A 25850-nucleotide genomic window follows, 5' to 3' on the forward strand; every position below is an offset into this window, starting at 1 on the left:
GCCTCAGAACAGTTCGACTTCGCCTTTGGCGATTTCGCGGGCAGCCAGCCGTCCGTCTTCGATCAACTGCTCGTAGCAGGCGACCTGGTTGCGGCCGTTGCGCTTGACGTAGTAGAGCGCTTCGTCGGCGCGCTCGATGACGTCGCTTGGGGTGTCGCTGACCAGCAGGCGGCTGAAACCGATGCTGACGGTGACGTGGCCGACGCGGCTGAAAACGGTTTGCTCGACGTCGTGGCGGAAGCGCTCCAGGGTTGCCGCCGCCGACTGGCGATTGGTCGGCTGCAGCAGGGCGATGAACTCCTCGCCGCCGAAGCGGAACAACTGGTCGTCGAAACGAAAGCTCTGGCGCATCACCTGCGACACCATGATCAGCACCTCGTCGCCGATCAGGTGGCCGTAGGTGTCGTTGACCCGCTTGAAATGGTCGATATCGCAAACCGCCAGCCAGTGGTTGCTCTCCGGCTGCTGGTTGCGCCGGGCAGGTTGCGGCGCGTCGCCGAGCATGCGGTCGGAAGCGGCCTGGCCGAGCAGTTCGAACAGGTGCTTGTCGAAGGTCTTGCGGCTGGCCAGCCCGGTCAAGGTGTCGGCCTCGCCGTAGTCGAGCAGGCCGATGTGATTGCCGAAATACTCGACCAGTCCCATCAGCGTGACGCGCAGGTCGGCAGAGAAATCCTCGGCCATCACCAGGTCGATGAAGTAGATCGGTTCGTCGAGGCGCAATACCGGGAAGATCACCCGGTGCGAACCGTCGTCAAGGTGCTCAAGGACGGCGGACAGTTCGCGCCGGCATTGGCGCAATAGCGGGTCGCGCTCGATCGGCTGGCAGAACTGAGCTTCGGGGAGATAGGCATTGCGCAGGAACTGGCCCTGCCGGCCGAAACCGGCGCAGGCGAAGACGACCGTTTTGCGCTTGCTGGCGTAGCAGCGATAGATGGTCAGCCGGCGTGGCGAGAATAGCTCCATCAATGCGTTGACCATGGCCGAATTGATTTCGGTGCGGTCGCGGCGCGCCGAAATGCGAAGAACATGGTTGATCAGGCTGAGCATCATGGTTGGCTTGATGATTTTGCCAGATTATAGCGGCGGCCTTTCCGGCAAGGGGCTGTTTTTTCGTGGATTTGGCCGGAATTTCAGGGCGCCCCGGTATAATCGCGCTTTTTTGCAGCAGCATCCGATGCGCGTTTTTCGCGGTTATTCTCGTCCTGTTCCGGCACCGGTCGCACTGGCCATCGGCAATTTCGATGGCGTGCATCGAGGCCACGCCGCGCTGCTCGCTCGTCTGACCGAGGTTGCCGGAGAGCGGGAACTGGTACCGACGGTATTGAGCTTCGAGCCGCATCCGCGCGAGTTCTTTGCCCCCGACTCGGCGCCGGCGCGGCTCAGCACCTTCCGCGAAAAGCTCGAGCTGCTGGCGGCCTGCGGTGTGGCGCAGGCGATGATCTGCCCCTTCAACCGGGCTTTCGCCGCGCTGAGCGCCGAACAGTTCATCGAGGCGGTGCTGGTCCGCGCCTTGCGTGTCCGGCATCTGGTGATCGGCGACGATTTCCGTTTCGGTCAGGGTCGCGTCGGCGATTTCGCGCTGCTGCAGGCCTTTGGCGAGCGCCACGGCTTTACCGTCGAGGCGATGGGCAGCGTCGTCGTCGACGGCGAGCGGGTCTCCAGTTCCGGCGTGCGCCGGGCGCTGGCCGACGGTGACATGGCGCATGCGGCGAAACTGCTCGGCCGTCCCTACATGATGGACGGCCAGGTCGTGCACGGCCAGAAGCTCGGCCGCCAGCTCGGCTTCGCCACGGCCAACCTGCGCATCAAGCACAATCCGCTGCCGATGACCGGGGTCTTTGCGGTCGAGGTCGCCGGACTCGGTGACAAGTCTTTACCCGGCGTCGCCAATCTCGGCGTCCGGCCAACCGTCGGCGGTACGCGGCCGCTGCTCGAAGTGCATCTGTTCGATTTCGACCGCGACATCTACGGCGCCCATATTTCGGTTCGCTTCGTGCATAAACTGCGCGACGAGCAACGTTTTCCCAATTTCGACGCCCTCAAGGCGCAGATCGCGGCCGATGCCGCGGCGGCGCGGGCTTTCTTCAAGCGGTGAGCAAGCAAATGGCTGATTACAAAGAGACGCTGAACCTTCCCGACACCCCGTTCCCGATGCGCGGCGACCTGCCCAAGCGCGAGCCGCAGTGGGTCGCCCAGTGGCAGGAGAAGGAGCTTTACCGGAAGATTCGCGAAATCTGCGCCGGCCGGCCGAAATTCATCCTGCACGACGGCCCGCCGTATGCCAACGGCGACATCCACATCGGCCACGCGGTGAACAAGGTGTTGAAGGACATCATCGTCCGCTCGAAGACGCTGGCCGGCTTCGACGCGCCTTACGTGCCGGGCTGGGACTGCCACGGCATGCCGATCGAGATCCAGATCGAGAAGACCCACGGCAAGAACATCCCGCGCGAGCAGGTGCAGAAGCTGGCGCGCGCCTACGCCAGCGAGCAGATCGAACGGCAGAAGAAGGATTTCATCCGCCTCGGCGTGCTCGGCGAGTGGGACAAGCCCTACCTGACGATGAATTTCAAGACCGAGGCCGACGAGATCCGGGCGCTCGCCCAGATGATCAAGCGCGGTTTCGTCTATCGCGGCCTGAAGCCGGTGAACTGGTGTTTCGACTGCGGTTCGGCGCTGGCCGAGGCGGAAGTCGAGTACCAGGACAAGAAGTCGCCGGCCATCGATGTGGCCTTCGCCGCCGCCGAGCGCGACAAGCTGGCGGCCGCTTTCGGCCTCAAGGAATTGCCGGCCGGTGAAGCCTACGCGGTGATCTGGACGACGACGCCGTGGACCATCCCCGGCAACCAGGCGCTCAACGCTCATCCGGAAATCACCTATCACCTGGTGCAGACCGAGAAGGGCTGCCTGATCCTCGCTGCCGACCTGCAGGAAGCCTGTCTCGCCCGCTACGGCCTGACCGGCACCACCGTCGCCGCCTGTAAAGGTGCCGCGCTGGAGCGCATCGCCTTCCGTCATCCGCTCTACGACCGCCTGTCGCCGGTCTTCCTCGGCGACTACGTGACGCTCGACGCCGGCACCGGCATCGTCCATTCGGCGCCGGCCTACGGTCTGGAAGACTTCCAGTCGTGCAAGAACTACGGCATGCACAACGAGCAGATCCTGACCCCGGTGCAGGGTGACGGCACGTTTGCCGCCGACCTGCCGTTCTTCGGCGGCATGAACGTGTGGAAGGCCAACCCGGTCATCGTCGAGAAACTGGCCGAAGTCGGCGCGCTGCTGAAGCACGCTACCATCGAACACAGCTACATGCACTGCTGGCGCCACAAGACGCCGCTGATCTACCGCGCCACCAGCCAGTGGTTCGTGCGCATGGACGCGCCCGATGTCGATAGCCAGGGCATTGCCGCCACCGAGCCGGCCGGCCACACGCTGCGCGAAGCCGCGCTGCAGGGCGTCGAGGACACCGCCTTCTACCCCGCCTGGGGCAAGAACCGCCTGCACGCGATGATCGCCAACCGTCCGGACTGGTGCATCTCGCGCCAGCGCAACTGGGGCGTGCCGCTGCCCTTCTTCACCCACAAGGCGACCGGCGAGCTGCACCCGAACACGCTGGAGCTGATGGAAGCCGTGGCGAAGCGCGTCGAGCAGGGCGGCATCGAGGCGTGGACGCAGTTGGACGCCGCCGAACTGCTCGGCAATGATGCCGCCGACTACGTCAAGACCACCGACATCCTCGATGTCTGGTTCGATTCCGGCACCACGCACATGAGCGTGCTGCGCGGTTCGCACGGCGAGCTGGGCTGGCCGGCCGACCTCTACCTGGAAGGCTCGGACCAGCACCGCGGCTGGTTCCACTCGTCGCTGCTGACCGGCGCCGCGATCGACGGCCGCGCCCCGTACAAGGCGCTCTTGACGCACGGCTTCGTCGTCGACGGCAAGGGCCACAAGATGTCGAAGTCCAAGGGCAACGTCATCGCGCCGCAGCAGGTTTCCGACAAGATGGGCGCCGACATCCTGCGCCTGTGGACGGCCTCGACCGATTACTCGGGCGAGCTGACCATCTCCGACGAAATCCTCAAGCGCGTCGTCGAAGGCTATCGCCGCATCCGCAACACACTGCGCTTCCTGCTCGCCAACGTCTCCGATTTCGACGCCGCCACCGACATGCTGCCGGCCGACCAGTGGCTGGAAATCGACCGCTACGCGCTGGCGCTGACCCGCCAGTTGCAGCAGTCCTGCCAGGGCGATTACGAGCGCTTCGAGTTCCACCGCGTGGTCCAGGCGCTGCAGGGCTTCTGCTCGGAAGACCTCGGTGGTTTCTACCTCGACATCCTCAAGGACCGCCTGTACACGACGGCGCCCAAGTCGCTTGCCCGCCGCTCGGCGCAGTCGGCGCTGTGGCACATCACCCAGGCTTTCGTCCGCCTGCTGGCACCGATCACCGCCTTTACCGCCGAGGAAGTCTGGGCGGTGCTGACCGGCAAGGCCGACGACTCGGTGATGTTCCAGCAATGGCATCAACTGCCGGAACAGACCGGCGAGAGCGAACTGCTGGCGAAATGGGCGATCGTCCGCGAAGTGCGCAACGACGTCACCAAGGCGCTGGAGGCCCGCCGCGAGGCCGGCGAGATCGGTGCCGCGCTGCAGGCCGCGGTTGAAATCCGCTGCGCCGGCGACAAGTTCGCCGCGCTGTCGGCACTCGGCGACGACCTGAAGTTGGTCTTCATCTGCTCGACGACCGCCGTGATCGAATCCGCCGAGGAATCGGTGACTGCCACGCCGCTGGCCCACGCCAAGTGCGAGCGCTGTTGGCACGTGCGCGAGGACGTCGGCGCCGATCCGGCGCATCCCGGCCTGTGCGGGCGCTGCGTCAGCAACCTGCACGGCGACGGCGAGGTGCGCACGCATGCGTGAGGCCCGGCACTGGTATGCGCTGGCCGGCTTGATCGTCGTCCTCGATCAGATCAGCAAGTGGGTCGTGCTCGGCAGCATCGCGCCGGGCGAAGTCATTTACGTGGCGCCGTTCTGGAACTGGGTGCTGGCCTTCAACCCGGGGGCGGCGTTCAGCTTCCTCGCCGACCAGCCGGGCTGGCAGCGCTGGTTCTTCACCGTGCTGGCGCTTGGCGTCGCTGGCTGGATCGCCGTCGAGCTGAAGAAACACCCGGCGCCCAAGTTGATGGCGCTGGCGCTGACCCTGGTCATGGGGGGGCGCTCGGCAACGTCATCGACCGCGTGCGTTTCGGCGCCGTCGTCGATTTCATCCAGTGGCACGCTGCCGGCTTTTACTGGCCGGCGTTCAATATTGCCGACTCGGCGATCACTGTTGGCGCCGTCCTGCTAATCGTCGCTTCGCTGACCCACAAAGAACAGAAAGACAAGGCATGAGCACCACCGTCCGCCCCGACAGCTACCTGACCCTGCATTACCGCGTCACCGCCTTGGATGGGGAGGAATTCCTGTCCACCTTCGACATGAGCCCGGCGACCTTGCAGATGGGCAGCGGCCAGCTTGCCGAAAACCTCGAAAGCGTGCTGCTCGGCCTGAATGCCGGCGAGCATTACGTGTTCGAGCTGGAGCCGGAGCAGGCCTTCGGCGTGCACAACGAACGCCTGGTCGAGCGCATCGCCCGCAGCGGCCTGCCCGCCGGCATGGAACTCAAGGAGAATTCGGTCGTCGAATTCACCGCGCCCAACGGCGCGACCTTCGCCGGTTTCCTGCGCGAGCTCGATGAAACCAGCGCCCTGTTCGACTTCAACCACCCGATGGCGGGCAAACCGATCCGCTTCGAGGTGAAAATCATCGGAATCATGTAATGCAGGTCATCCTTGCCAATCCCCGCGGCTTCTGTGCCGGCGTCGAGCGCGCCATCGCCATCGTCGAGCGTGCGCTGGAGCGTTTCGGCGCGCCGATCTACGTCCGCCACGAGGTCGTGCACAACAAGTTCGTCTGCGACGACCTGCGCGCCAAGGGCGCCGTTTTCATCGAGGAGCTCGCCGAGGCACCGGCCGGCAGTACGGTGATCTTCAGTGCTCACGGCGTTTCGCGGGCGGTGCGTGACGAGGCCGAGCAACGTGGACTCAAGGTCTTCGACGCGACCTGTCCGCTGGTGACCAAGGTGCACCTGGAAGTCGGTCGCATGCGCAAGGGCGAGCGCGAGATCGTCATGATCGGCCACAAGGGCCACCCCGAGGTCGAAGGGACGATGGGGCAGAGCGATGGCGGCATGTACCTGGTCGAAACCGTCGATGATGTCGCCCAACTCCAGGTCCGCTTGCCCGAACTGCTTTCCTACGTAACCCAGACGACGCTATCGATGGACGATGCCCGTCGCGTCATCGACGCGCTGCGCCAGCGTTTTCCAGCGATCCAGGGGCCGAAGAAGGACGACATCTGCTACGCCACGCAGAACCGCCAGGACGCGGTCAAGGTTTTGGCCGAACAATGCGATCTGGTCGTTGTCGTCGGCAGCCCCAACAGTTCGAATTCGCGCCGCCTGAAGGAGGTCGCCGCAGGCCGCGGCATTGACGCCTACCTGATCGATAGCGCCGCCGAGATCGAAGAAGCCTGGCTTGTCGGCAAGCAACGCATCGGCGTTACCGCCGGCGCCTCGGCACCGGAAATCCTGGTCCAACAGGTGGTCAATCACCTACACCTGCTGACTGGCGCGGAAGTCGGGCAATTGCAGGGCGTCGAGGAAGGGGTGTCGTTTGCTCTGCCGAAGGAACTTGCCTGACCTGCCGGCGCAGGATATCCGGCTGCCGGTAGCTATCGTTCAGCGCGCCAGTTTGCCCAGTGGATGGGCGCTGACCAACTGCTCGATCTTGTCGTAAACGGCGCCACATTTCGGGCACTCATACGCAGGAATGTGGCTTTCCGACGCGAGCCGGATATGCTCGCACTTGAGACATTTCCGACCGACGTTCGAGGCATCATGCCCCGAAGACTGCTTCGGTTGGATGTCCTCAAGCGTCAGTTCGTTGATGTTGAATTTCTTGGTTTGCATGTTGCTTTCCGGTCAGAAGTTCTGTGCCGGCGTATTGTAACTTTCCCGCTTACCAGCAACCAGTCTTGGCCGCTGTTTTCGTCGCTTGATTGTTCAGGGTCATCGTGCCGCAAGTGTCCTTGACTTGATCACCCGACGGCGTTGCTGTGAGCACATAGCTTCTGGCCTGGATGTTGGCCGTGATCGTGTAGCGCGTGTTCAGTCCGCCTTCCGTGGTACATCCCGCTACTGGTATTGCCCCCGCATAACTGAGTGCGGTGGAATAACGTCTTTCCAGCGCTTGGGCAATCTGCGAGACGCATCCCTGAGCCTGGGTGCGGAGGCCCTGTCGAACATAGGCCTGATAGTTTGGGATAGCGATGCTGGCAAGGATGCCGAGAATAGCGACGACGATCATGAGTTCAACCAGAGAGAATCCCCCATCGCCGCGCGGGTGATGAGCCTTTGGTTGCCTTCTGTTGTTTTGTAAGTGAATGGTCTGATTCATGTTTATTGTCCGATGATTTCACGCCAAGATTGACGACCCAGTACGCCGAGGGGAAGTTTGCCACCGATCGATTCGCCGGGGAGATGGACGGAGAATTTTCCATCCTTGCCCACCGTGATGGGAGGCTGCCCGCTGGTGATCGGTGAGAGTCCATCCAGTGCGGACGGGAATACGCCGCCAACCTTGTCAAGGCCGTTGACCACCCCGTCGCCATTGACGTCGAAGATACCCTGGTTGAGTCGCGCGCCGCTGAACGGGTTGATTGCCCACAATGAGCTCTTGCCGTCAGGCGTACAGATATTGGTGCCGTCCGGCGTGTAGGTTGTGCCGAAGAGGGCTCCGCCCAGGAGGCTGTTCGGGGTGATCATGCGTTCGCCGTTGGCCGGGAAGTCAATGTACCAGCCGAGCTGTCCGGCGCTGATGATTTCTGCTTCCGTACCGGACTCCAGCACTCTGGCGGAGCGTGCGCCTATGGTTCCAGAACTTCCGATAGCGCGGGCTCTTAGGTCGGCGCTGCTGACCTCGCTGCCGTTGTCCATCATGCCATACCAGGTCTGGACATCCAGATTGGCCTGGTCGACCTTGTTGAGGTTTTGACCGGTGCCGAAGAAAACCCAGGTCTTGTTGGTTTTCTGGTTACGCACAACCAGCGGCATGGCAGTGATCGGGCGGGCGTTGCGGGTAGTGAACAACTTCGCCACGGTGGCGGTTCCGCCAAGCCCCTTGAAGCGCCAAAGGTTGCCCTTCAGGTCACCGGCATAGGCGGTTTCGAAGAAGCCGTCCTTGTCCGCATCCCACAGGTTGACGCCGGCCAGTCCGTTGTTGCCGGCAACTCCGGTATCTACTGTGGAGATACTGGTGTCGGAAAGTTTGATCATGACCAACTGTGCCTTGTCTCCGGTACTGTTGGGGCCGTTGCCGAGGATGACGCGCCAGTCGCCGCTCGCCACCTGGGCAATGATGGGCTTGCCCAGATTGTTGCCCAAGGCATCGTTGTCGCTGCTGGTTTTTTCCCAAAGGAACTTGATGTCTGTCGGGTCGGTTACGTCGAGGGCGAAGACGCCGCTACCGCCGCGTCCCTGGGTGCCAACCAGAATGGTTTTCCAGGCACCGGATAGATAGACGTCGGCAACCGTCAGTTCGCCGTCCAGAATGTAGCGATGCTTGTAGGTTTCCCAGTCAGCATCCGCGGTATCGTTCAGACCGTATTTCGGGTTGGTATAGAGCTTCAGCGTCTTCTGGGTCGCCGTGGTGCTCGGGTGCATGATCGAGAAATTCGGCAGGAATGCATAGACTTCGGCGCCGGTGCTGCCATTGAAAGCGTGCAGCATGCCATTGTTCCCCGCGACATAGATGATCGGGGTCCGGCTCTGCTTGCTGCTGGCGTAAGCTGCATATTGGCTGGCGCCGGTAAAACTGGCATTGCCGAAGTACGCGGTCTGGCTGGGCGGGCCGACATAGACCAGCTGTGAGTTGACGAAGGCTGGCAGGACGCCGGCGCGGGTGCGCAAGGCGCCTGCAGGTTGTTCCTGGCTGCGGTCACCGCGCAGGTAATCGACGACTTGCTGTGAGCCCAACGCGGTTTGCTGTGTGGCATTTAGATTGCTGAAGCGGAAGGGTACGGAAGCGCCATCCTTGCTTACATTGATGTTGCGAGATGCCCAAGCGGGAAGCATGCTTTCCGCGGTCCAGGCGGGAGCCGTGGTGTCCTGCAGGCCGGTCGTCGCATTGATGGCATAGGCAAGGAGGTTGCCGTTCCAGGAGCCGGAAGTGTATTGGCTGAAAATGGCCTTGGCGCCGGCCTCGATCCGGGTGGAACTGGAGCCTCCGCTGGCCGCGCTCTTGGTCTCGTTCTTGATCGCGTTCAGGGTCTCGCCCAGTGCCTTGGTGAATTCATCAGGATTGGAGGCGACGATGAATTCGCCGCGGGAGTTGACGGCGGCGTGCCAGAGGTCGTCGATGTTCGCCTGCCGGTCGTTGCCCGGTTCCGGCCAGCTCGTAGTGCCGGCGGTCAAGGCCGGAAGGTCGGCCTTGGGATCGAGTTCGCCCTTTTGCCCGATGGAAATGCCGTAAGTTCGCATGTGTTGCCAGAACGCCGGATTCTTGGCGGTTGTCGGGACGTTATTGGGTAGGCCGGATACCAGATCGTTCTTCCAGTAATACATGGCTACGTCGGCCAGTGTATTGCCGCGACCATCCTTGTAGGGCAATCCTGCCACGTACTTGTAGGTTTTGCCGTTCAGACCGTTGATAACACTGCCGTCGGTACTGTCGTTGTCGGCTTGGGCGTCGGCGCTGTCGGCCGCGTCGCTGTTCCAGTAGCCGTCAGTCGTCATGATGGCGAAGTTTTGGCGGCAGGATACTTGCTGGCTGCCTGTCTCCGGCCCGTAGGGGCCACTGGCGGTAGTGTCCTTGAAGTATTCTCCAGAGCGACTGAGTGCTTGCCTGAGGGGGGTGCCGTTGTCGGTGATCGTATTGAACAACGCGTCAAACCAGTCTTTTTTGTTGTCGCCGCGGAACAGTCCATTGTCGCTGCCGACCGGGATTTTTAGATCTTCCCGGTTCCAGATCGTGTTGTAACCGATTCGGAAGCCCGTACCCAGTTTGGCAAAAACCCGGCTGGCAGATGCTTTGGCCATGGTGGCGCGCAGCCGGTAATAGGAGTACCAGTTGGCGTAATTCTGAATTTCTTGCTGGATTGTGCGTACCGGACCGCCATGCGCCGTCCAGTCGAGCTGGGTGAGATTTGTGGTGACGTTGTCGCCACCGCTACTGGTTAATGTCTTTTTGCGGGCTTCCCAGGCACCTTGGTATGCAACGCAGACATCGGCCCAGCGAGTGCAATTTCCCCGCCAGTCGTATCGGGTACATTGCCGCTGAGTCTGGGTGCAGGTCTCCACATAACGGAATTCATAGCGCACATAGTTTTGATCACTGGTAGCGCTGGTGTTGGGATTCAGTACATAAAAGCCACTGTAACGCCAATCGGATGTGCCGGTGCTGCTGCCTGTGTCCACGGTTGGCCAATTGGCGAGCTTGCTCTGGAAGTTGAAACTACCGGTCTCGGTTTGTCCCGAGGGGTCCTTTAGCGCTCCGGTCAGCGAGGCATTACCGTAGGAGCTTTCGTCAAATTTCAGCCATGGTTCGTAGGTGATGACTGGGTTGTACCATTGGGTATTGATATTCGCGGCACGTAGTCGGATATCGTTGGTTAAGGTGCCTTCATAGGGCAAGCCAGTGGGGGCCGCGCTGGACCAAGATGCGCCATTACCTGGCATGTGCTGCCAGGCCATCGAACCTGAATCGTCCATGATGAACATGATGTTCGGCGGTACGGGGTCGGCAACGGACAGCGGTTGCTGCGCGATATCGACGCCGGCTTGAGAGGACAGCGGGGCCAGCGCGATCATCGCGGAGAGCATCAACGACAAAAAGCGGTTGCGGACAGGTGTCGGGCGGTGGCTTTGCGGTGTCATGGTTTCACCTGGTCTGGCTGGAATTCGATGAGATAAGCATGGCTCAATTGCCCTTGATCAAACTGCTGACCAGAGCAATGGAGCGATCGTTGCTCGCCGTGGGCTGGCTGCTGCGGGCGATGACGCGGTAGGTGGCGTTCTGCGGTGAGTCGCTGCCGCTGCCGCCGCCAGTGGCGCCGTATTGCAGGGGGATTGCCGACTGGCTGGTGTCGGTTACGGCATTGCTGTTTTTCAGGCCGAGGTACTGGATGAAATACTGCGGATAAGTATCGGCCCGCAAACTTGAGTTGGTGGTCGTGGCGAGGGTTGTCCAGCCGGCGGCGTCGTTGTTGAATGCATTTGTCGGGATGGCCGGGCAGTTTGTGGCAGCCACGGTGCAGTCCACAATTTTGCTGTCCGTCAGTAGGGCGGCCCGGTCGGTCGAGACAATCCGGATTTCCGCTGCCTTCAGGGCGGCCTCTGCCGCTTGCAGGGCGATCGCGCGGTCATAGAGATTGCCAGACAGCTTTTCCTGAAGCGAACTGCCGCGAATGCCGGCAATGCCTGCCAGGGTCGCGACGATCAGCATGATGATGGCCATGATCAGGGCGATGCCGCCCTGTTGAGCCGGCATGCGGTGGGTGGGGGAAGGTAGATTCATATTGCGCATGTCAGAGGGTGTTTCTGATGGCGATGACGTGGGTCAGGGTGCGCCGCAGGCGACCGTCGCTGCCGACCAGTTCGCTGTCGGCGGTGGCGGCATCGGTGGCGACACCGCTTTGGGTGGTTTCGGTAACCAGTTCAAGTTCGATGGCGTTGATGAGATCGCTGTCGGCTTCGCTGGTCGGTGGGGTCGCAGCGAAGTCGGCTTGCCCGACGCGGTGGTAACGGATGCTCATACCGGCCACGCCGGGAAGGATTTCCTCAGTCAAGGTGGTGCCCGCAGGCGTTCGCCGGACCCGATACAGGGAACGACCTCCTTCGGTGGCGCGGCCGTTGTTGCCGATGTACCAGGTGGTTGCCACGTATTGGGCAGCCTGGAACTGGGGATTGTCCGGGTCGGAGATGACGATATTCGGCGAGAAGGTGACGTCTGCTCCCGAAACGGCGGTGACATTGTGCAGGCTGGCATTGTCCATATCGCAGATGACGACTGTTCCGGCCTTCAATGAGTGGCTGCTGGTTTTCAGCGTTACTTTGTTCAGCCCCGTGAAACTGCCGATCACAACAGCTTCGGTCGTGCCTTGTAATTGCAAGGCTTCGGTGCCGGCGACTCGTTGTCCAGTGCCGGTGCCGGTAGTGACTCCCGGGGCGGCGGTGGCGCCGGCAAAGCCACGGACCGGATACCAGTTTCCCCACCAGGTAGCATCGAGATCGGTAACCCTGCTGGCGGTAACAGGGCCGCAACCGGTATCCCTGGCCTGGCGGACATCGCGAGCGATGAGTTCGAATGCCATGCGGGCATTTTCCTGGGACTCCGAAAGGCTTTCCGTGATGCGCAGATTTTGCTGGTTCACGCCGACCACGCCGACTACGCCGAGCGTGATGACCAGACCGATTGCCACCGTGACCATGATTTCGACCAGTGACAGCCCGCGCATCCGGCAAGGCTGGGCGTGGGCGAATTTGCGTGCCGGCTTCACAGTTGCACCTCCGTCGTCATCGTCCGCGTCGTGCCGCCTTGAACGTCGGTCCAGGTCACCGTAACGGTACAGATGTTGCTCGTGAACGGATCGCCGATGATCGCCGATGTCGATGTCGGGGTGCACTGGATGGTGCCGGTGGCATCATTGCCGAGATGGGTCTTCAGGTCGCTCAGCCAGTCGGCTTTCCGGCCCGCAGGAAAGGCGTTAGCCATGTTCAGCGCGCCCTGGCTAGACATGTCCGCGCGCATGATGTCGGCAATGCTGTAGACGCTCATGATCGCCCGGCTGTTGTCGAACGAACTCTGGTTGTTGCGCAGCGTCGCCATCTGCAGGCTGGCCAATCCGAGCAGGCCGAAGGAAAGGACCAGCATGGCAATCATGACTTCCAGCAGGCTGACGCCTTGCTGGCAGGCTGGCGATGCGGTTTGTCGGGGGCAGGTTGAGCGTTTCATTTAGCTACAGGATCCCGTGTTTTTCGTGACTGAGGTTCTGCCGGCGAGGCCGACGGTAATGAGTCGGGTGCCTCCGCCGGTGAGGGAACAAGCGGTCAGCGTGTCGCTGCCTGCGACGATCGTACTGGTGCCGTCAGGGAGGAAAGTGAGTTGTCCTTGATTGAACGTGCTGGCCAATCTCAACTCGGAATTGGTACTGCCTCGACGAAGCACTGTGGCGGTGCCGTCGATCCGGACGATCCAGAACTCCCACCTTCCGGCGCCGGCACAATCGGTGCTGCTGGCACTGGATGTCCTGCAGAAATTGATCTGCCGGTTGCGCTTGATGGCTTCGCCACGGGCTGCCTGGATGGCGCCGACAAGGTCATTGGTCTGGGAGCTAAGGCGGCTCTGCACGATCATGTCCTGAAAGGCGGGAACTGCTATCACGGCCAGAATGGCGATGATGGCCACGGCAATCATCATCTCCACCAACGTGAAACCAGTTGAAGCACGGGTGGGGCGGGGCGGGGGTTGTAGATTCCTGATCATCACGCTGTTCATGGCCTTTACCAATTTTCTGAGTTTAATTTATACGATATGAATGTGGATTGTCTTGCTCGCTGGCTCAGTGGTCGATCTGCGGCGATGGATGGTTGCTGGGTTTCCATGAGGCGGAATTTGCTTGGCAGTTTCCGGTTCCCCGGAGGCGGGGTTTGCTGATTTTTCTTGTGTCCGGTGCTTGGTTGTGAAATAATGACGGACTTCGGTTTTTCTACAGAGATCAATTCATGGCCAACAGCGCACAAGCCCGCAAGCGCGCCCGTCAAGCTGACAAGCAGCGCGCCCACAATGCAAGTCTGCGTTCGACCCTGCGTACCGCGATCAAGAGCGTGCGCAAGGCGATCGTTGCCGGCGATAAAGCCGCCGCACAGAGTATTTTTCAACAATCCGTCTCGGTTATCGATCGTATCGCTGACAAGCAGATTGTGCACAAGAATGCAGTGTCTCGTACCAAGAGCCGCCTGTCCGCACAGATTAAGGCGATGGGCGTTGCCGCTGCCTGATTGAAGCTGCATCCGGTTCAGAAAAATGGCGCCTGCGGGCGCCATTTTCATTTGTACAGCGGTTTTTATTTTCTGCCATCCAGCGGGCAGACGCCGTCGATGATCTGCAGGTCGTTGTCCTGGGCGAAGTTGAGCATGAAGCGGTAGGCCATCGGTTCGATCTCGCCGAGGCGGCCATCGACGAAGACGGCCTTGTCGCCGTTGTAATCGCCAGGTCCGACGTAGGGCGAGTAGCGCATCTTGCGTTCGGCACCGAAGGCGGACATGACGCCACAGAGACGCTCTGCCCAGTCGCTGGGCCGGAATTTCCTGCCGTCCTTGGTCACGCCGATGATGACGAAGGTGGTCGATTCTTGTGTTGTCATTGTCTACTCTGCTTATAGGGGATGCGACCTTGCGTGTCCGCGCATTCTAGCAGAAGCGAGTGGTCTTACCATAACCGGCAGCCTTCTCGGACGGCTGTTGAGGCGCTTGGCCCGGGGGCTGGCGCGCTTGTTCCAGAATGCGAAAGGCCCATCGGCGGTTGTCGATGGGCCTTTGTTTCAGGCAGCGATATTAACCTGGACGGTCAGGTCAGCCGCAAGTCCCGACCGCGCCGCAGGCGGTGCAGAAATCGCAGCCGTCCTTGCGGATCATCGTGTGGTTGCCGCATTCGCTGCACAGCTTGCCCTGGGTCGGCAGCACCTTGTTGCTGGTGGTGTCTTCCGGGGCTTCGAGGATGCCCATCTGCTGCAGCGGGAAGCCTGCTTCGTCGAGGACGCCGAGCATCGCGTAGCGGTGGATGATCAACTGGGCGATGTAGGAAACCGTGGACGGCCAGGTCTGCTGCTTGCGTGAGCCGGGAACGAAGGCCATGAAATCGCCGAGCGGCTCGGAGTAGTCGAGCAGCTTCCGGAGCTTCATGCCGATCCAGGCCGGGTCGATGACGCGCATGTCGAGCGAGAGCAGCTTGCACAGACCGTCGAGGGCGCGCGGGTAGTTGCCCGACAGCCACATCGAGTAGGGGCGGGTGACGCCGTCCGGCAGGGTGATTTCCTTGAGGCCGAGGACGAAGTCTTCACCAGTTGAACGGGTTGTTGACGTTGACCGTCCAGGACAGCGTGCCATCGGTACCGGTCTTCGGCTCCTTGGTCGAGAACAGCGCGTCCTTGACCGGCGTCGGGCCGTCGTGGCCGAGCGCGCCGAGCTGGTCGACGCGCCAGTGGATAACCTGAGCCATCGCCGAGACGACCGACGGCATGCGCTTCTTCTCGCCGTGCGGTGGCATGTGCATTTCGAAGGCGTCGCCCGGCGTCTTGGCCAGGGCTTCCAGCTTCATTTCCAGCCAGCCGTGGTCGTTGGCGCGCATGTCCATGGACAGCGTCTTGGCGACGGCGCCCAGACCGCGCGGTTCTGCCGGGCCGTTGGCCCAGACTTCGAACGGCCAGGCGTGGCCTTCCTGTTCGACGTGACCGACGAAGAGGGCGAACTTGCCGATCGGCGAATCGACCATGTAGGTCCAGCACAGGTTGCCTTCCGGCAGGTTCGGGCGCCCCGGCCAGCGCAGGCTGGAGAGCACCGGCGCCGGCAGGTTCTTGATCGACAGGCGGCGGTTGGCGTCGCTGACGAAATCCTGCGGTGACTTGTCGTCGTCGCTCGGCGCCGCTTCCTTGGCCGGTTCGACCGACAGGACGGAACCGAGCACGCTGTTCGGACGGTAGGTGGCCAGCCCCTTGAGGCCGGCCTTCCAGGCCTGCATGTAGAGATCCTGGAAGTCTTCGTAGGGGTAGTCGCCGGGAACGTTGACCGTCTTCGAGATCGAGGTGTCGATGAAGGGGGCGACCGCGGCGACCATGTCGGCGTGCGCCTTGGCGGAGATTTCCAGCGCCGTGACGAAGTACTCCGGCAGTTTGCTGACGTCGCCGCCCTGGTGCTTGTACAGGCGCCAGGCGTAATCCTCGACCGAGTATTCCTTGATCGTGCCGTCCTGCATCCGCTTCTTGCGGTTGTAGGTCCAGGAGAACGGCGGTTCGATGCCGTTCGACGCGTTGTCGGCGAAGGCCAGCGAGATGGTGCCGGTCGGCGCGATCGACAGGAGGTGCGAGTTGCGCAGGCCGTGCTTGCGGATTTCCGCCTTGACGTCGGCCGGCAGGCGCGACGCGAAGTTGCCGCCGGACAGGTAGAGCTCGGCGTTGAACAGCGGGAAGGCGCCGCGTTCCTTGGCCAGCTCGACCGAGGTCAGGTAGGTCGTGTCGCGCATGAACTCGCTGATGCGGGCGGCCATGGCGCGCGCTTCCGCCTTGTCGTAGCGCAGGCGCAGCATGGCCAGCGTGTCGCCCAGGCCGGTGAAGCCGAGGCCGACGCGGCGCTTGTTGGCGGCTTCCTGCTGCTGGCGCTCGAGCGGCCAGTGGGTGGCGTCGAGGACGTTGTCGAGCATGCGGGTGGACACGCGGCAGACTTCGGCGAAGGCGTCGAAGTCGAACTCGGCCTTGCTCGAGAAGGCGTCGCGCACGAACAGGGTCAGGTTGATCGAACCCAGGCAGCAGCAGCCGTAGGGCGGCAGCGGCTGTTCGGCGCAGGGGTTGGTAGCCTCGATCACTTCGCAGTAATTGAGGTTGTTGTCCTTGTTCATCCGGTCGAGGAAGAGGATGCCCGGCTCGGCGTGATCGTAGGTGGACTTCATCACCTGGTCCCACAGCTCGCGGGCGCGCAGCTTGCGGTAAACCCAGGTGCCGTCGTCGCGCTGGTAGGCGCCGGCCGCCTTCATGTCGGCGTTCGGTTCGGCGCGGTGGGCCAGCTCGACGTCGCCGTCAACGTCAACGGCCTGCATGAAGGCGTCGGTGACGCCGATCGAGATGTTGAAGTTGGTGAGGTCGCCCTTGTCCTTGGCGTGGATGAATTCCTCGATGTCCGGATGGTCGCAGCGCAGCACGCCCATCTGGGCGCCGCGGCGGGCGCCGGCGGATTCGACGGTCTCGCAGGAGCGGTCGAAGACGCGCATGTACGACACCGGGCCGGAAGCGCGCGACTGGGTGCCCTTGACGCGGGCCCCCTGCGGACGGATCGACGAGAAATCGTAGCCGACGCCGCCGCCGCGGCGCATGGTTTCGGCGGCCTGGGCGAGCGCGGTATAGATGCCGGGGCGGCCTTCGACGTTCTCGACGATGGAGTCGCCGACCGGTTGCACGAAGCAGTTGATCAACGTTGCCTGGAGGTCGGTGCCGGCGGCGGAGTTGATGCGGCCGGCCGGGATGAAGCCGTTTTCCTGGGCCCACAGGAACTTGCCTTCCCAGTGCGCGCGGTCGGCTTCCTTCTCGACCTGGGCGAGTGCCCAGGCAACGCGCTTGCGCACGTCGTGCACGTTGGTTTCCTTGCCCTTGGCGTACTTTTCGATGAGCACCTCGCCGGAGATTTCCTGCTCGGGCAGCGGCGCGAATTGCGGCGGTGCAGGAATGTCGGTCAACGACAACTGCTCGGCGATCTTGCTCATTGAAAGCTCCTCTCGGTAGGTGTTATCTGGTTCGGAATGGCCGACAATCTACTAGATATAGTGTTCATGGGCAATACGTTGACTAGATGCGGTGTTTTCTGCATCGCGTTGGGGTGCTGCCGTCATCGCCGGAAAAAGCCCGAAAAAACAAGGCGCCGACCGCTTTCACGGTCGGCGCCCGAGGCGTGAAAATTATTTTCAGAGGGCGAGCAGCGTCTGCGCGTGGTGCGCCATCATCCATTCCTCGTTGGTCGGCACGACCAGCACGTTGACGCTGCTGTTGCCGGCGCTGATCACGATGTCGTGGCGGGCGTTGGCTTCCGGATTGACGCGGATGCCCAGCCATTCCGACTGCAGGCAGACGCGGCGGCGGACTTCGGCGGCGTGCTCGCCGATGCCGCCGGTGAACACCAGCGCGTCGATGCCGCCAGCGGCGGCGGCGAGCGAGCCCAGTTCGCGGGCGATGCGGTAGCAGAACAGCTCGACCGCTTCATGCGCTTCCGGCTTGCTGCTGGCGAGCAGGGTGCGCATGTCCTGGCTGATGCCGGAGACGCCGAGCAGGCCGGATTCCTTGTACAGGATGCGGGTCATGTCCTTGACCGTGAAACCCTTGGTCTCCATCAGGTGCAGGATCAGGCCGGGGTCGAGGTTGCCGCAACGGGTGCCCATCATCAGGCCGTCGATGGTCGAGAAGCCGAGCGTCGTCGCGACGCACTTGCGATTGACCATCGCCGCCATGCTGGCGCCGTTGCCGAGGTGGGCGACGACGACGCGGCCGTTGGCGCGGTGCGAATGCTGCGGTAGCGCCCGGGCGATGTATTCGTAGGAGAGGCCGTGGAAGCCGTAGCGCTTGATGCCTTCGGCGGTCAGTGCGCGCGGCAGGCCGAAGAGCTGGGCGACGTCGGGCTGGCTGCGGTGGAAGGCGGTGTCGAAGCAGGCGATCTGCGGCACCTCCGGCAGCAGCGCCTGCAGCGCCTTGATCCCGGCGACGTTGTGCGGTTCGTGCAGCGGCGCCAGCGGGATGAAGCTTTCCAGGTGGCCGAGTACGGTGGCGTCGACGACGATCGGCTTCGAGTAGCGCTCGCCGCCGTGGACGACGCGGTGGCCGACGGCGACGATCTGCCAGCCGGTGTAGGTGGCGAGGAACCATTGCAGCATGGCGTCGAGCGCCGCGCTGTGGCTGACCGCTTCGCCGGTAATGGCCTGGTTGGCGATGCGTTCGCCGGCGCGGTCATGGGCGACCAGCTTGGTGGCGCTGGTGCCGATGCCGTCGATCTGGCCGGAGACTTCGGCCTGCGGCGAAAGCGGATGGGCGAGCGGGAACAGTGCGAACTTGATCGATGACGATCCGGCGTTGATGGTCAGGATGCCTTGCTTCTTGTGGCTCATGCGTTTTCCTTGGCGCGTTTGGCGTGGGCGATGAGGGCGGCGATCACGCAGGACGCGGTACGCGTCTCCGCCGTGTCGGCGCGGCTGGTGAGGACGATGGGAACCCGGGTGCCGAGCACGATGCCGGCGGTCAGCGCGTTGGCCAGGTATTCGAGCTGCTTGGCCACCATGTTGCCGGATTCGAGATCGGGAACGACGAGGATTTCGGCATGGCCGGCAACCGCCGACTTGATGCCCTTGGTCCGGGCGGCGACGATGGAAATGGCATTGTCGAAGGCGAGCGGGCCGTCCAGCAGGCCGCCCCTGATCTGGCCGCGGTCGGCCATCTTGCACAGGGCGGCGGCGTCGAGGGTGGACTGGATTTTCGGATTGACCGTCTCGACCGCCGACAGGATCGCCACCTTGGGTTCGGGGATGTCGAGGATGTGGGCGAGGTCGATGGCGTTGCGGATGATGTCGGCCTTCTCCTCCAGCGTCGGCGCGATGTTGATCGCCGCATCGGTAATCAGCAGCGGCCGGTGGTAGGTCGGCACATCCATGACGAAGACGTGGCTGATGCGGCGGTTGGTGCGCAGGCCGTTGGCGCGCGAGACGACTTCGCTCATCAGTTCGTCGGTATGCAGGCTGCCCTTCATCAGTGCCTCGGCATCGCCGGTCTTGACCAGCGATACGGCGAGCGCCGCCGAATCGTGGCTGTGGGCCGCGTTGACGATGCGGATGCCGGACAGATCGATGGCGAATTCTTCGGCGATGGCGCGGATCTTGGTTTCCGGGCCGACCAGGATGGGCTCGATGATGCCGGCCTGGAAGGCGATCACCGGCCCGCGCAGAGATTCGTGATCGCAGGGATGGGCGACCGCGGTCGGGATCGGCTCCAGCCCTTTCACCCGCGACAGCAGCTGGGTATAGCGGGCGTGCTTGTCGTCGATGTGGATTTCCGGCGCCTGCATTTCCTGCAGGCGCGACACCTTCTCGCTCGGCGCCAGCACCTCGGCGGTGCCCTTGACCACCGGCAGTCCTTCCTGGTTGATGCAGACGCAGTCGAAGAGGATGTGCCGGTTATGGTCGAACTTGTGCTTGACCGTGACGGTGATGACGATGCGGTCGCCGATCGTCACCGGCCGCGCGAAGTGCAGCGACTGATCGACCAGAATGGTGCCCGGGCCGGGAAACTGGGTGGCCAGCACGGTCGAGATCAGCGAGCCGCTCCACATGCCGTGGGCGATCGCCTCGCGGAACATGCCGCTTTCCGAATACTTGGGATCGATCGTCGCCGGGTTGAAGTCGCCGGTCAGGATGGCGAACAGCTTGACGTCTTCCGGCATCAGCGTGCGGGTCAGGCTGGCGCTGTCGCCAACGGCAATCTCGTCGTAGGTCTTGTTGCTCAGGTAGCGGGTCTCGGACATGCGGCGGCTCCGGCGGAGAGGTTCAGGCGCGCGCGCTGGTTCGCCGTTCGCGGGCGGCCAGCGGCGACGGAATGTCGATTTCCATTCCCGGGTGCAGCGCCTGCAGGCTGTCGACCACCCAGAGATTGGCTTCGTAGGTGAATTCACGGGCTTCCAGCGGGGCGCCGGTGGCGGCCTCGACGAACAGCGCGACGGCGGCCGAGCGGCTGACGCCGTACTCGCAATGCACCATCAGCGACATTGCGAACGAAGCACCGTGGATTTCCTGGACGAACTCGTCGACGCGGCGCGCCATCGTCCGGTCGAAGAGGCCGGGCAGCGGCGGCATGAACTCGTCGGCCGGCACGGCATCGAAGAAGGAAAGTCTGAGCACGTGGCGGAACAGCGGGTCGAGCCTGGCCTGCGGCGTGGTCGGGTCGGTGATCGAGATCACCGCCATGTACGGGTTGCCGGCAAGCGATTCGGCAAGCTTGCGCGAGGTGAAGAAAACGCGGTTGATGGTCATCGTTGGCCCGATCCGGGAGAGAGTCGATGGGTCATTCCATGAAGACAGGGTCGGAGAAGACCAGGGTGCCGTCCTTGCGCATCATCAGGTTGTCCGCCTTGATCAGGTCGGGCAGGGCGCCGTATTCGCCGGAAAAGGTTTCCAGCGCCTGCAGCGACTCGCGCACCGTATCGCCCCAGCCCATCGGCGTCGCCGTCAGGTGGTGCAGCGCGATACGGCCCATGTCCTGGGCCAGGTTGCGCCACATCACGCAGGCATCGAAATAGGCGGTCGAGATCTTGGTCGCCACCTCGGCCGTCTCGCCGCTGCCGGGCAGCGGGTAGAGCCTTTCCACCTCGACGATGTGGAAGGGGAAACCACGGCTGGAACGCCCGGCGGTGCCGTGGTCGGCGAAGACGATCGGGAAGTGGCGGCCGGTCGGCCGGTCGGGTGCCGTGTAATAGGCGTAGTCGGTCGGCGAGGAGAGGATCTTGAAAACTCGTTCCTGGCCGTCGACGGTATCGCCTTCGACGACGATGGTGCTCTCGCCGCGGCCGATTTCCTTCCTGCCCTTGAGCAAGGGATGGTCGGGAACGGGGTCGGGAATGATCGGGGCTGTTGGTTCGCTCATGTCGTATCCGCCGTTTGGGGCAGCCGCCAGCATAGCGCAGGACGACGTCGGCCGTCCCGCGCTGCTGCTGGTATCAGGCGACGATGTGGGCGCCGGCGTCAACGTAGACGGTCTGCCCGGTCATGCCGGACGAGCCCGGGGTGCACAGGAAGGCGGTCAGGGCGCCGACTTCCTCGATGGTCACGGTGCGACCGAGCGGCGCCTTCTGGGCGTCGGATTCGAGCAGATTGTTGAAGTTGGCGATGCCGGACGCGGCGCGCGTCATGATCGGGCCGGGCGATACCGCGAAGACGCGGATGCCCTTGGGACCGAGGTCGTAGGCCATGTAACGGACGGCCGATTCGAGCGCCGCCTTGATGATGCCCATGACGCCGTAGTTGCGCACGACGCGTTCGGCGCCGAGGTAGGACATGGTGATCAGCGAACCACCGTGCGCCATCAGCGGCTCCAGCGCCTTGGCCATGCGCAGGAAGCTGTGGCAGGAAACATTCATCGCCGAATCGAAGCCGGCTTCGGAAGCGTCGATGACGCGGCCGTGCAGGTCGTCGGCGTTGCAGAAGGCCATCGAGTGGATGGCGAAGTCGATTTCGCCGAAGGTTTCGCCGCACTGGGCGATGACGCCTTCGAGACAGCCCGGTTCGGCAACGTCGAGCTTGAGGAAGAGCTTGGCGCCGAGCGCTTCGGCCAGCGGCTGGGTGTACTTGGCGGTCTTCTCGTTCTGGTAGGTGATGGCGATTTCGCCACCCAGGTCGACGATGGCGCGGGCGACCGCGAAAGCGATCGACTTGTCGTTGGCGATGCCGGTGACGATGCCCTTCTTGCCGGCCAGCGGCAGGGCGGTGGTGGAATTGCTGGAACTCATGCGGTTTCCTCGCGGAAGGTTGTCGTTGAATCGGCGGTGCGCTTGCTGCGCTGCACCATGCGGCGCAGATTAGCACGTTTTTGTGCCGGCAATTGTGACGTGCGCTCGCTACTTTGTTGCGTCAGGTGGATTACGGTTTCGTCATGCGGCACGGTGTTGCGCAGCGCGTCTTCGAAAGTCTTCCGGAATGCTTGCGCGCGCCCGTCGGCAGGGGATGTTGCGCTGCGATAAAAAATACTTTTGTCATTATTTGTTCGTGTCAAAAAGTCGTGCCGTATCAGTGTTTTACGAATTAGGCGTGATGATTTTCCGGTGTTTTCCTCGCTATTTTTTGATCCAGCGCAAATTCGCCGCGAGACAAAGCACTAGAGTGTCGTGGTCTGTTTTCCAGGGGATGCGTACCGTGTCTGTCTCAGCCGAGATTTCCAGCCTGATCGAGCCGATCCTGCAGCGCCATGCGCGGCGACCGGACCGCCTCGTCCAGATTCTGCGTGAGGTCCAGGAAGCGCTGGACTTCATTTCCGACGAAACCGCGGCCCATCTGGCCGAAGCCCTGAAGATATCGTATGCCCAGGTGCAGAGCACCCGGGACTTCTACGCCTTCTTCTACCGCGAGAACCGGGGCCGTTACCGGGTCCTGTTCTCGGACAACATCACCGACCGCATGGCCGGCAACCAGGCGCTGTTCGAGCACATGCAGAAGCGTCTCAAGCTCGAACCGGGCAAGGTCTCGGACGATGGGCTGGTCAGCATCGACTACTGTTCCTGCACCGGCATGTGCGACCAGGGGCCGGCGATCCTGGTCAACAACCGGGCGATCACCCGGATGACGCTGCGCCGGGTCGACGAGATCTGCGACCTGATCCGCGGCCAGGTGCCGCTCGAGAAGTGGCCGGCCGAGTTCTTCCGTGTCGACGACAACATCCGCCGCGCCGACCTCCTGCTCGGCACGCCGCTGGAGGCCGGCAAGGCCGTCCGTGCCGCGCTGGCCCGCGGTCGCGACGGCATGCTGGCCGAAATGAAGCTGTCCAACCTGCGCGGCCGTGGCGGCGCCGGCTTCACCACCGCCGTCAAGTGGGAGGCCTGCCGCAACGCCCCGGCCACCCCGCGCTACATCGTCTGCAACGCCGACGAGGGCGAACCGGGCACCTTCAAGGATCGCGTCCTGCTGCAGTCCTACGCCGGGCGCGTCTTCGAGGGCATGGTCATCGCCGCCTGGGTGGTCGGCGCCAGCCAGGGTTTCCTCTACCTGCGCGGTGAATACCTGTACCTGCTGCCGCAGCTTGAAAGCTACCTCGCCGGCATGCGTGCCGCCGGCCTGCTCGGCCGCGACATCGGCGGCGTCGCCGGTTTCGATTTCGACATCGAGATCCATCTCGGCGCCGGTGCCTACATCTGCGGCGAAGAAACGGCGCTGATCGAATCGCTCGAAGGCAAGGCCGGCCGCCCGCGCGTCCGTCCGCCTTTCCCGGTGACGTCCGGCTACATGGGCAAGCCGACCGTGGTCAACAACGTCGAGACCCTGTGCAAGGTCACCGAGATCGCCATCAACGGCGGCGTCTGGTACGAGGCGATCGGCACCAAGCAGTTGACCGGCACCAAGATCCTGTCGGTGGCCGGCGATTGCGAGCGGCCCGGGCTCTACGAATACGCCTTCGGCGTGCGCATCGCCCAGGTGCTGGAAGACTGTGGCGCCCAGGACGCGATTGCCGTCCAGGTCAGCGGCGCCTCCGGCGTCTGCCTGTCGGAACGCGAGTTCGGCCGGCGCATCGCCTTCGAGGACGTGCCGACCGCCGGTTCCTTCATGATCTTCGGCAAGCAGCGCGACCTGTTCGAGGTGGCGCGCAACTTCGCCCATTTCTTCGCTCATGAATCCTGCGGTTTCTGCACGCCGTGCCGGGTCGGCACGGTGCTGATGAAGGACATCATGGACAAGATCGCCGACGGGCGCGGCACGCAGTACGAAATGAACGAGCTGCTGCGCCTGCAGCAGGTATTGAAACCGGGCAGCCACTGCGGCCTCGGCCAGACCGCCGGCAACGCGGTTGCCGACACGGTGCAGAAATTCCGTCCCGCCTACGAACGGCGGCTGGCCGAAACCGACTTCGTCCCGGCCTTCGACCTCGACGCCGCGCTCTCCCGCGCCCGCGCCCTGGCCGGTCGCGACGACGCTGCCGCCCACCTCGGAGAAGAAGCATGAGCGACACCAGCAACGCCAACAGCTTTTCCATCGACGGCCAGCGCATTGCCTTCACGCCCGGTCAGACCATCCTGCAGGCGGCGCTCGCCGCCGGCGTCTATATCCCGCACCTGTGTCATCACCCGGAGCTGAAGCCGCACGGCAGCTGCAAGCTGTGCACGGTGATCGTCAACGGGCGCAACGGCTCGGCGTGCACGCAGATGGCGCTGCCCGGCATCGAAGTCGAGAACAACACGCCGACCCTGAACGACCGCCGCCGCGTGCTGCTGCAGATGCTCTTCGTCGAAGGCAACCATTTCTGTCCGGGCTGCGAGAAGAGCGGCAACTGCCAGTTGCAGGCGCTCGCCTACGACCTGGAAATGGTCGCCCCGCACTTCCGCCACGCCTTCCCGGCGCGCCCGGTCAACACCTCGCACCCCGACGTCTGGCTCGATCTCAACCGCTGCATCATGTGCGAGCTATGCGTGCGCGCCAGCCGCGACATCGACGGCAAGAACGTCTTCATGCTCGCCGGGCGCGGTGCCGAATCGCATATCGTCGTCAATTCGCCGAGCGGCCTGCTCGGTGACAGCACGCTGTCGATCGACGATGCCGCCGCCAATGTCTGTCCGGTCGGCGCCATCCTGCACAAACGGGTCGGCTACGCGGTGCCGATCGGTGACCGCCAGTTCGACGAGCAGCCGATCAGCCACCAGGTCGATTACCTGGCGCGCCGACACATTCCCCTGGTCCCGGTGACCACAACGGAGGAACGCTGAGATGAATGCCCCGCTGAATCCCCGCAAGCTGCGCGTCACCACCACCTCGCTGTCCGGCTGTTTCGGTTGCCACATGTCTTTCCTCGACATCGACGAACGCCTGCTCGAACTGGCCGCGCTGGTCAACTTCGACCGCTCGCCGATCACTGACATCAAGCACTGCAGCCAGCACTGCGACCTGGCGCTGGTCGAAGGCGGCGTCTGCAACGCCGAGAACGTCCATGTCCTGCGCGAGCTGCGCGCCAATTCCAAGATCCTGGTCGCCTTCGGTGCCTGCGCGGTCAATGGCGGCCTGCCGGCACAGCGCAATCACCTCGACGTCGGTCAATGCCTGAGCCAGGTTTATCGGACCCCGGACGGCACGGCGACGGCGATTCCCGACGATCCGGAACTGCCGCTGCTACTCGACAAGGTCTATCCTGTCAATGAGATCGTCCGCGTCGATTACTTCCTGCCCGGCTGTCCGCCTTCCGCCGACACCATCTGGAAATTCCTCACCGACCTGCTGACCGGCCGCACGCCGCGCATCGAGCACCCGCTGCTCAAATTCGATTGATCG

The 25850-nt window shown here is 63.2% G+C and carries 23 protein-coding genes and 2 pseudogenes; 9 read left to right on the plus strand and 16 right to left on the minus strand.

Annotated elements, in window-relative coordinates:
• Positions 1 to 3: 3 nt before the first annotated feature.
• Positions 4 to 1050 carry a GGDEF domain-containing protein gene (locus AC0KWY_RS19945; RefSeq protein ID WP_474027231.1) on the minus strand — a complete coding sequence of 349 codons (1047 nt, stop codon included), beginning with the start codon at positions 1048 to 1050 and terminating at the stop codon, positions 4 to 6.
• Positions 1051 to 1174: 124 nt separating this feature from the next.
• Between AC0KWY_RS19945 and AC0KWY_RS19950 the strand changes: the two genes are divergently transcribed.
• The 5 genes and pseudogenes from AC0KWY_RS19950 (at position 1175) to ispH (ending at position 6736) form a co-directional block, all read left to right on the plus strand.
• A complete protein-coding gene (locus AC0KWY_RS19950) occupies positions 1175 to 2095 on the plus strand; it encodes a bifunctional riboflavin kinase/FAD synthetase (RefSeq protein WP_474027232.1) in 921 nt (306 codons plus the stop codon).
• A gap of 8 nt (positions 2096 to 2103) precedes the next feature.
• Positions 2104 to 4917 carry an isoleucine--tRNA ligase gene (gene ileS, locus AC0KWY_RS19955; RefSeq protein ID WP_474027233.1) on the plus strand — a complete coding sequence of 938 codons (2814 nt, stop codon included), beginning with the start codon at positions 2104 to 2106 and terminating at the stop codon, positions 4915 to 4917.
• Positions 4910 to 5388: pseudogene (lspA, locus tag AC0KWY_RS19960) on the plus strand (signal peptidase II). The gene ileS and the pseudogene lspA overlap by 8 nt, the downstream one beginning before the upstream one ends.
• Entirely contained in the window at positions 5385 to 5816 is a 432-nt protein-coding gene (locus tag AC0KWY_RS19965) for an FKBP-type peptidyl-prolyl cis-trans isomerase (RefSeq protein WP_474027234.1), read from the plus strand. The pseudogene lspA and the gene AC0KWY_RS19965 overlap by 4 nt, the downstream one beginning before the upstream one ends.
• The gene (ispH, locus tag AC0KWY_RS19970) at positions 5816 to 6736 is read left to right on the plus strand and encodes a 4-hydroxy-3-methylbut-2-enyl diphosphate reductase (protein WP_474027235.1); all 921 of its coding nucleotides are present in this window, start codon (positions 5816 to 5818) and stop codon (positions 6734 to 6736) included. The genes AC0KWY_RS19965 and ispH overlap by 1 nt, the downstream gene beginning before the upstream one ends.
• A gap of 39 nt (positions 6737 to 6775) precedes the next feature.
• On the opposite strand, the gene AC0KWY_RS19975 is transcribed toward ispH, so the two are convergent.
• The 7 genes from AC0KWY_RS19975 to AC0KWY_RS20005 are packed head-to-tail and all read right to left on the minus strand — an operon-like array spanning position 6776 to position 13589.
• Entirely contained in the window at positions 6776 to 7006 is a 231-nt protein-coding gene (locus AC0KWY_RS19975) for a hypothetical protein (RefSeq protein WP_474027236.1), read from the minus strand.
• A gap of 49 nt (positions 7007 to 7055) precedes the next feature.
• Positions 7056 to 7493, minus strand: coding sequence for a type IV pilin protein (locus tag AC0KWY_RS19980; RefSeq protein ID WP_474027237.1), 438 nt, complete (start codon positions 7491 to 7493; stop codon positions 7056 to 7058).
• A gap of 2 nt (positions 7494 to 7495) precedes the next feature.
• Positions 7496 to 10969 carry a pilus assembly protein gene (locus AC0KWY_RS19985; protein WP_474027238.1) on the minus strand — a complete coding sequence of 1158 codons (3474 nt, stop codon included), beginning with the start codon at positions 10967 to 10969 and terminating at the stop codon, positions 7496 to 7498.
• 43 nt (positions 10970 to 11012) lie between these two features.
• Positions 11013 to 11618, minus strand: coding sequence for a pilus assembly PilX family protein (locus tag AC0KWY_RS19990; protein WP_474027239.1), 606 nt, complete (start codon positions 11616 to 11618; stop codon positions 11013 to 11015).
• 1 nt (position 11619) lies between these two features.
• Positions 11620 to 12591 (minus strand): hypothetical protein, encoded by a 972-nt coding sequence (locus AC0KWY_RS19995; RefSeq protein WP_474027240.1) that lies wholly within the window; start codon positions 12589 to 12591, stop codon positions 11620 to 11622.
• Positions 12588 to 13046 (minus strand): type IV pilus modification protein PilV, encoded by a 459-nt coding sequence (gene pilV, locus AC0KWY_RS20000; protein ID WP_474027241.1) that lies wholly within the window; start codon positions 13044 to 13046, stop codon positions 12588 to 12590. Before pilV ends, AC0KWY_RS19995 begins: the two co-directional genes overlap by 4 nt.
• Positions 13047 to 13589: a GspH/FimT family pseudopilin gene (locus AC0KWY_RS20005; RefSeq protein ID WP_474027243.1), complete on the minus strand. Its 543-nt coding sequence runs from the start codon at positions 13587 to 13589 to the stop codon at positions 13047 to 13049.
• A gap of 227 nt (positions 13590 to 13816) precedes the next feature.
• Here AC0KWY_RS20005 and rpsT point away from each other — a divergent pair, with 227 nt between their 5' ends.
• Positions 13817 to 14092, plus strand: coding sequence for a 30S ribosomal protein S20 (gene rpsT / locus AC0KWY_RS20010; protein WP_474027244.1), 276 nt, complete (start codon positions 13817 to 13819; stop codon positions 14090 to 14092).
• 65 nt (positions 14093 to 14157) lie between these two features.
• Here rpsT and AC0KWY_RS20015 read toward each other — a convergent pair whose 3' ends face one another.
• The 8 genes and pseudogenes from AC0KWY_RS20015 to AC0KWY_RS20050 all read right to left on the minus strand — a co-directional run bounded on the left by AC0KWY_RS20015 (position 14158) and on the right by AC0KWY_RS20050 (position 22596).
• On the minus strand, positions 14158 to 14457 hold the full coding sequence (locus AC0KWY_RS20015) for a DUF3579 domain-containing protein (protein ID WP_474027245.1): 300 nt from the start codon (positions 14455 to 14457) through the stop codon (positions 14158 to 14160).
• 208 nt (positions 14458 to 14665) lie between these two features.
• Positions 14666 to 17561 (minus strand): annotated as a pseudogene (locus AC0KWY_RS20020) (adenosylcobalamin-dependent ribonucleoside-diphosphate reductase).
• Between the two features lie 198 nt (positions 17562 to 17759).
• Entirely contained in the window at positions 17760 to 18950 is a 1191-nt protein-coding gene (locus AC0KWY_RS20025) for an acetate/propionate family kinase (RefSeq protein WP_474027246.1), read from the minus strand.
• Positions 18947 to 20356, minus strand: coding sequence for a bifunctional enoyl-CoA hydratase/phosphate acetyltransferase (locus AC0KWY_RS20030; protein ID WP_474027247.1), 1410 nt, complete (start codon positions 20354 to 20356; stop codon positions 18947 to 18949). The genes AC0KWY_RS20025 and AC0KWY_RS20030 overlap by 4 nt, the downstream gene beginning before the upstream one ends.
• Positions 20357 to 20378: 22 nt before the next feature.
• Positions 20379 to 20861 carry a hypothetical protein gene (locus AC0KWY_RS20035; RefSeq protein WP_474027248.1) on the minus strand — a complete coding sequence of 161 codons (483 nt, stop codon included), beginning with the start codon at positions 20859 to 20861 and terminating at the stop codon, positions 20379 to 20381.
• Between the two features lie 31 nt (positions 20862 to 20892).
• Positions 20893 to 21471, minus strand: coding sequence for a hypothetical protein (locus AC0KWY_RS20040; RefSeq protein ID WP_474027249.1), 579 nt, complete (start codon positions 21469 to 21471; stop codon positions 20893 to 20895).
• A gap of 73 nt (positions 21472 to 21544) precedes the next feature.
• Positions 21545 to 22333 carry an enoyl-ACP reductase FabI gene (gene fabI / locus AC0KWY_RS20045; RefSeq protein WP_474027250.1) on the minus strand — a complete coding sequence of 263 codons (789 nt, stop codon included), beginning with the start codon at positions 22331 to 22333 and terminating at the stop codon, positions 21545 to 21547.
• The gene (locus tag AC0KWY_RS20050; protein ID WP_474027251.1) at positions 22330 to 22596 is read right to left on the minus strand and encodes a hypothetical protein; all 267 of its coding nucleotides are present in this window, start codon (positions 22594 to 22596) and stop codon (positions 22330 to 22332) included. The genes fabI and AC0KWY_RS20050 overlap by 4 nt, the downstream gene beginning before the upstream one ends.
• Before the next feature lie 140 nt (positions 22597 to 22736).
• Between AC0KWY_RS20050 and AC0KWY_RS20055 the strand changes: the two genes are divergently transcribed.
• The 3 genes from AC0KWY_RS20055 to AC0KWY_RS20065 are packed head-to-tail and all read left to right on the plus strand — an operon-like array spanning position 22737 to position 25847.
• Positions 22737 to 24533 carry an NAD(P)H-dependent oxidoreductase subunit E gene (locus AC0KWY_RS20055; RefSeq protein ID WP_474027252.1) on the plus strand — a complete coding sequence of 599 codons (1797 nt, stop codon included), beginning with the start codon at positions 22737 to 22739 and terminating at the stop codon, positions 24531 to 24533.
• The gene (locus AC0KWY_RS20060; protein ID WP_474027253.1) at positions 24530 to 25291 is read left to right on the plus strand and encodes a 2Fe-2S iron-sulfur cluster-binding protein; all 762 of its coding nucleotides are present in this window, start codon (positions 24530 to 24532) and stop codon (positions 25289 to 25291) included. The genes AC0KWY_RS20055 and AC0KWY_RS20060 overlap by 4 nt, the downstream gene beginning before the upstream one ends.
• Position 25292: 1 nt before the next feature.
• Positions 25293 to 25847, plus strand: a complete 555-nt coding sequence (locus AC0KWY_RS20065; protein ID WP_474027254.1) for an NADH-quinone oxidoreductase subunit B family protein — start codon at positions 25293 to 25295, stop codon at positions 25845 to 25847.
• The last annotated feature ends 3 nt before the right edge of the window (positions 25848 to 25850 follow it).

It is taken from the genome of Azonexus sp. MM2026_4, from assembly GCF_055901855.1.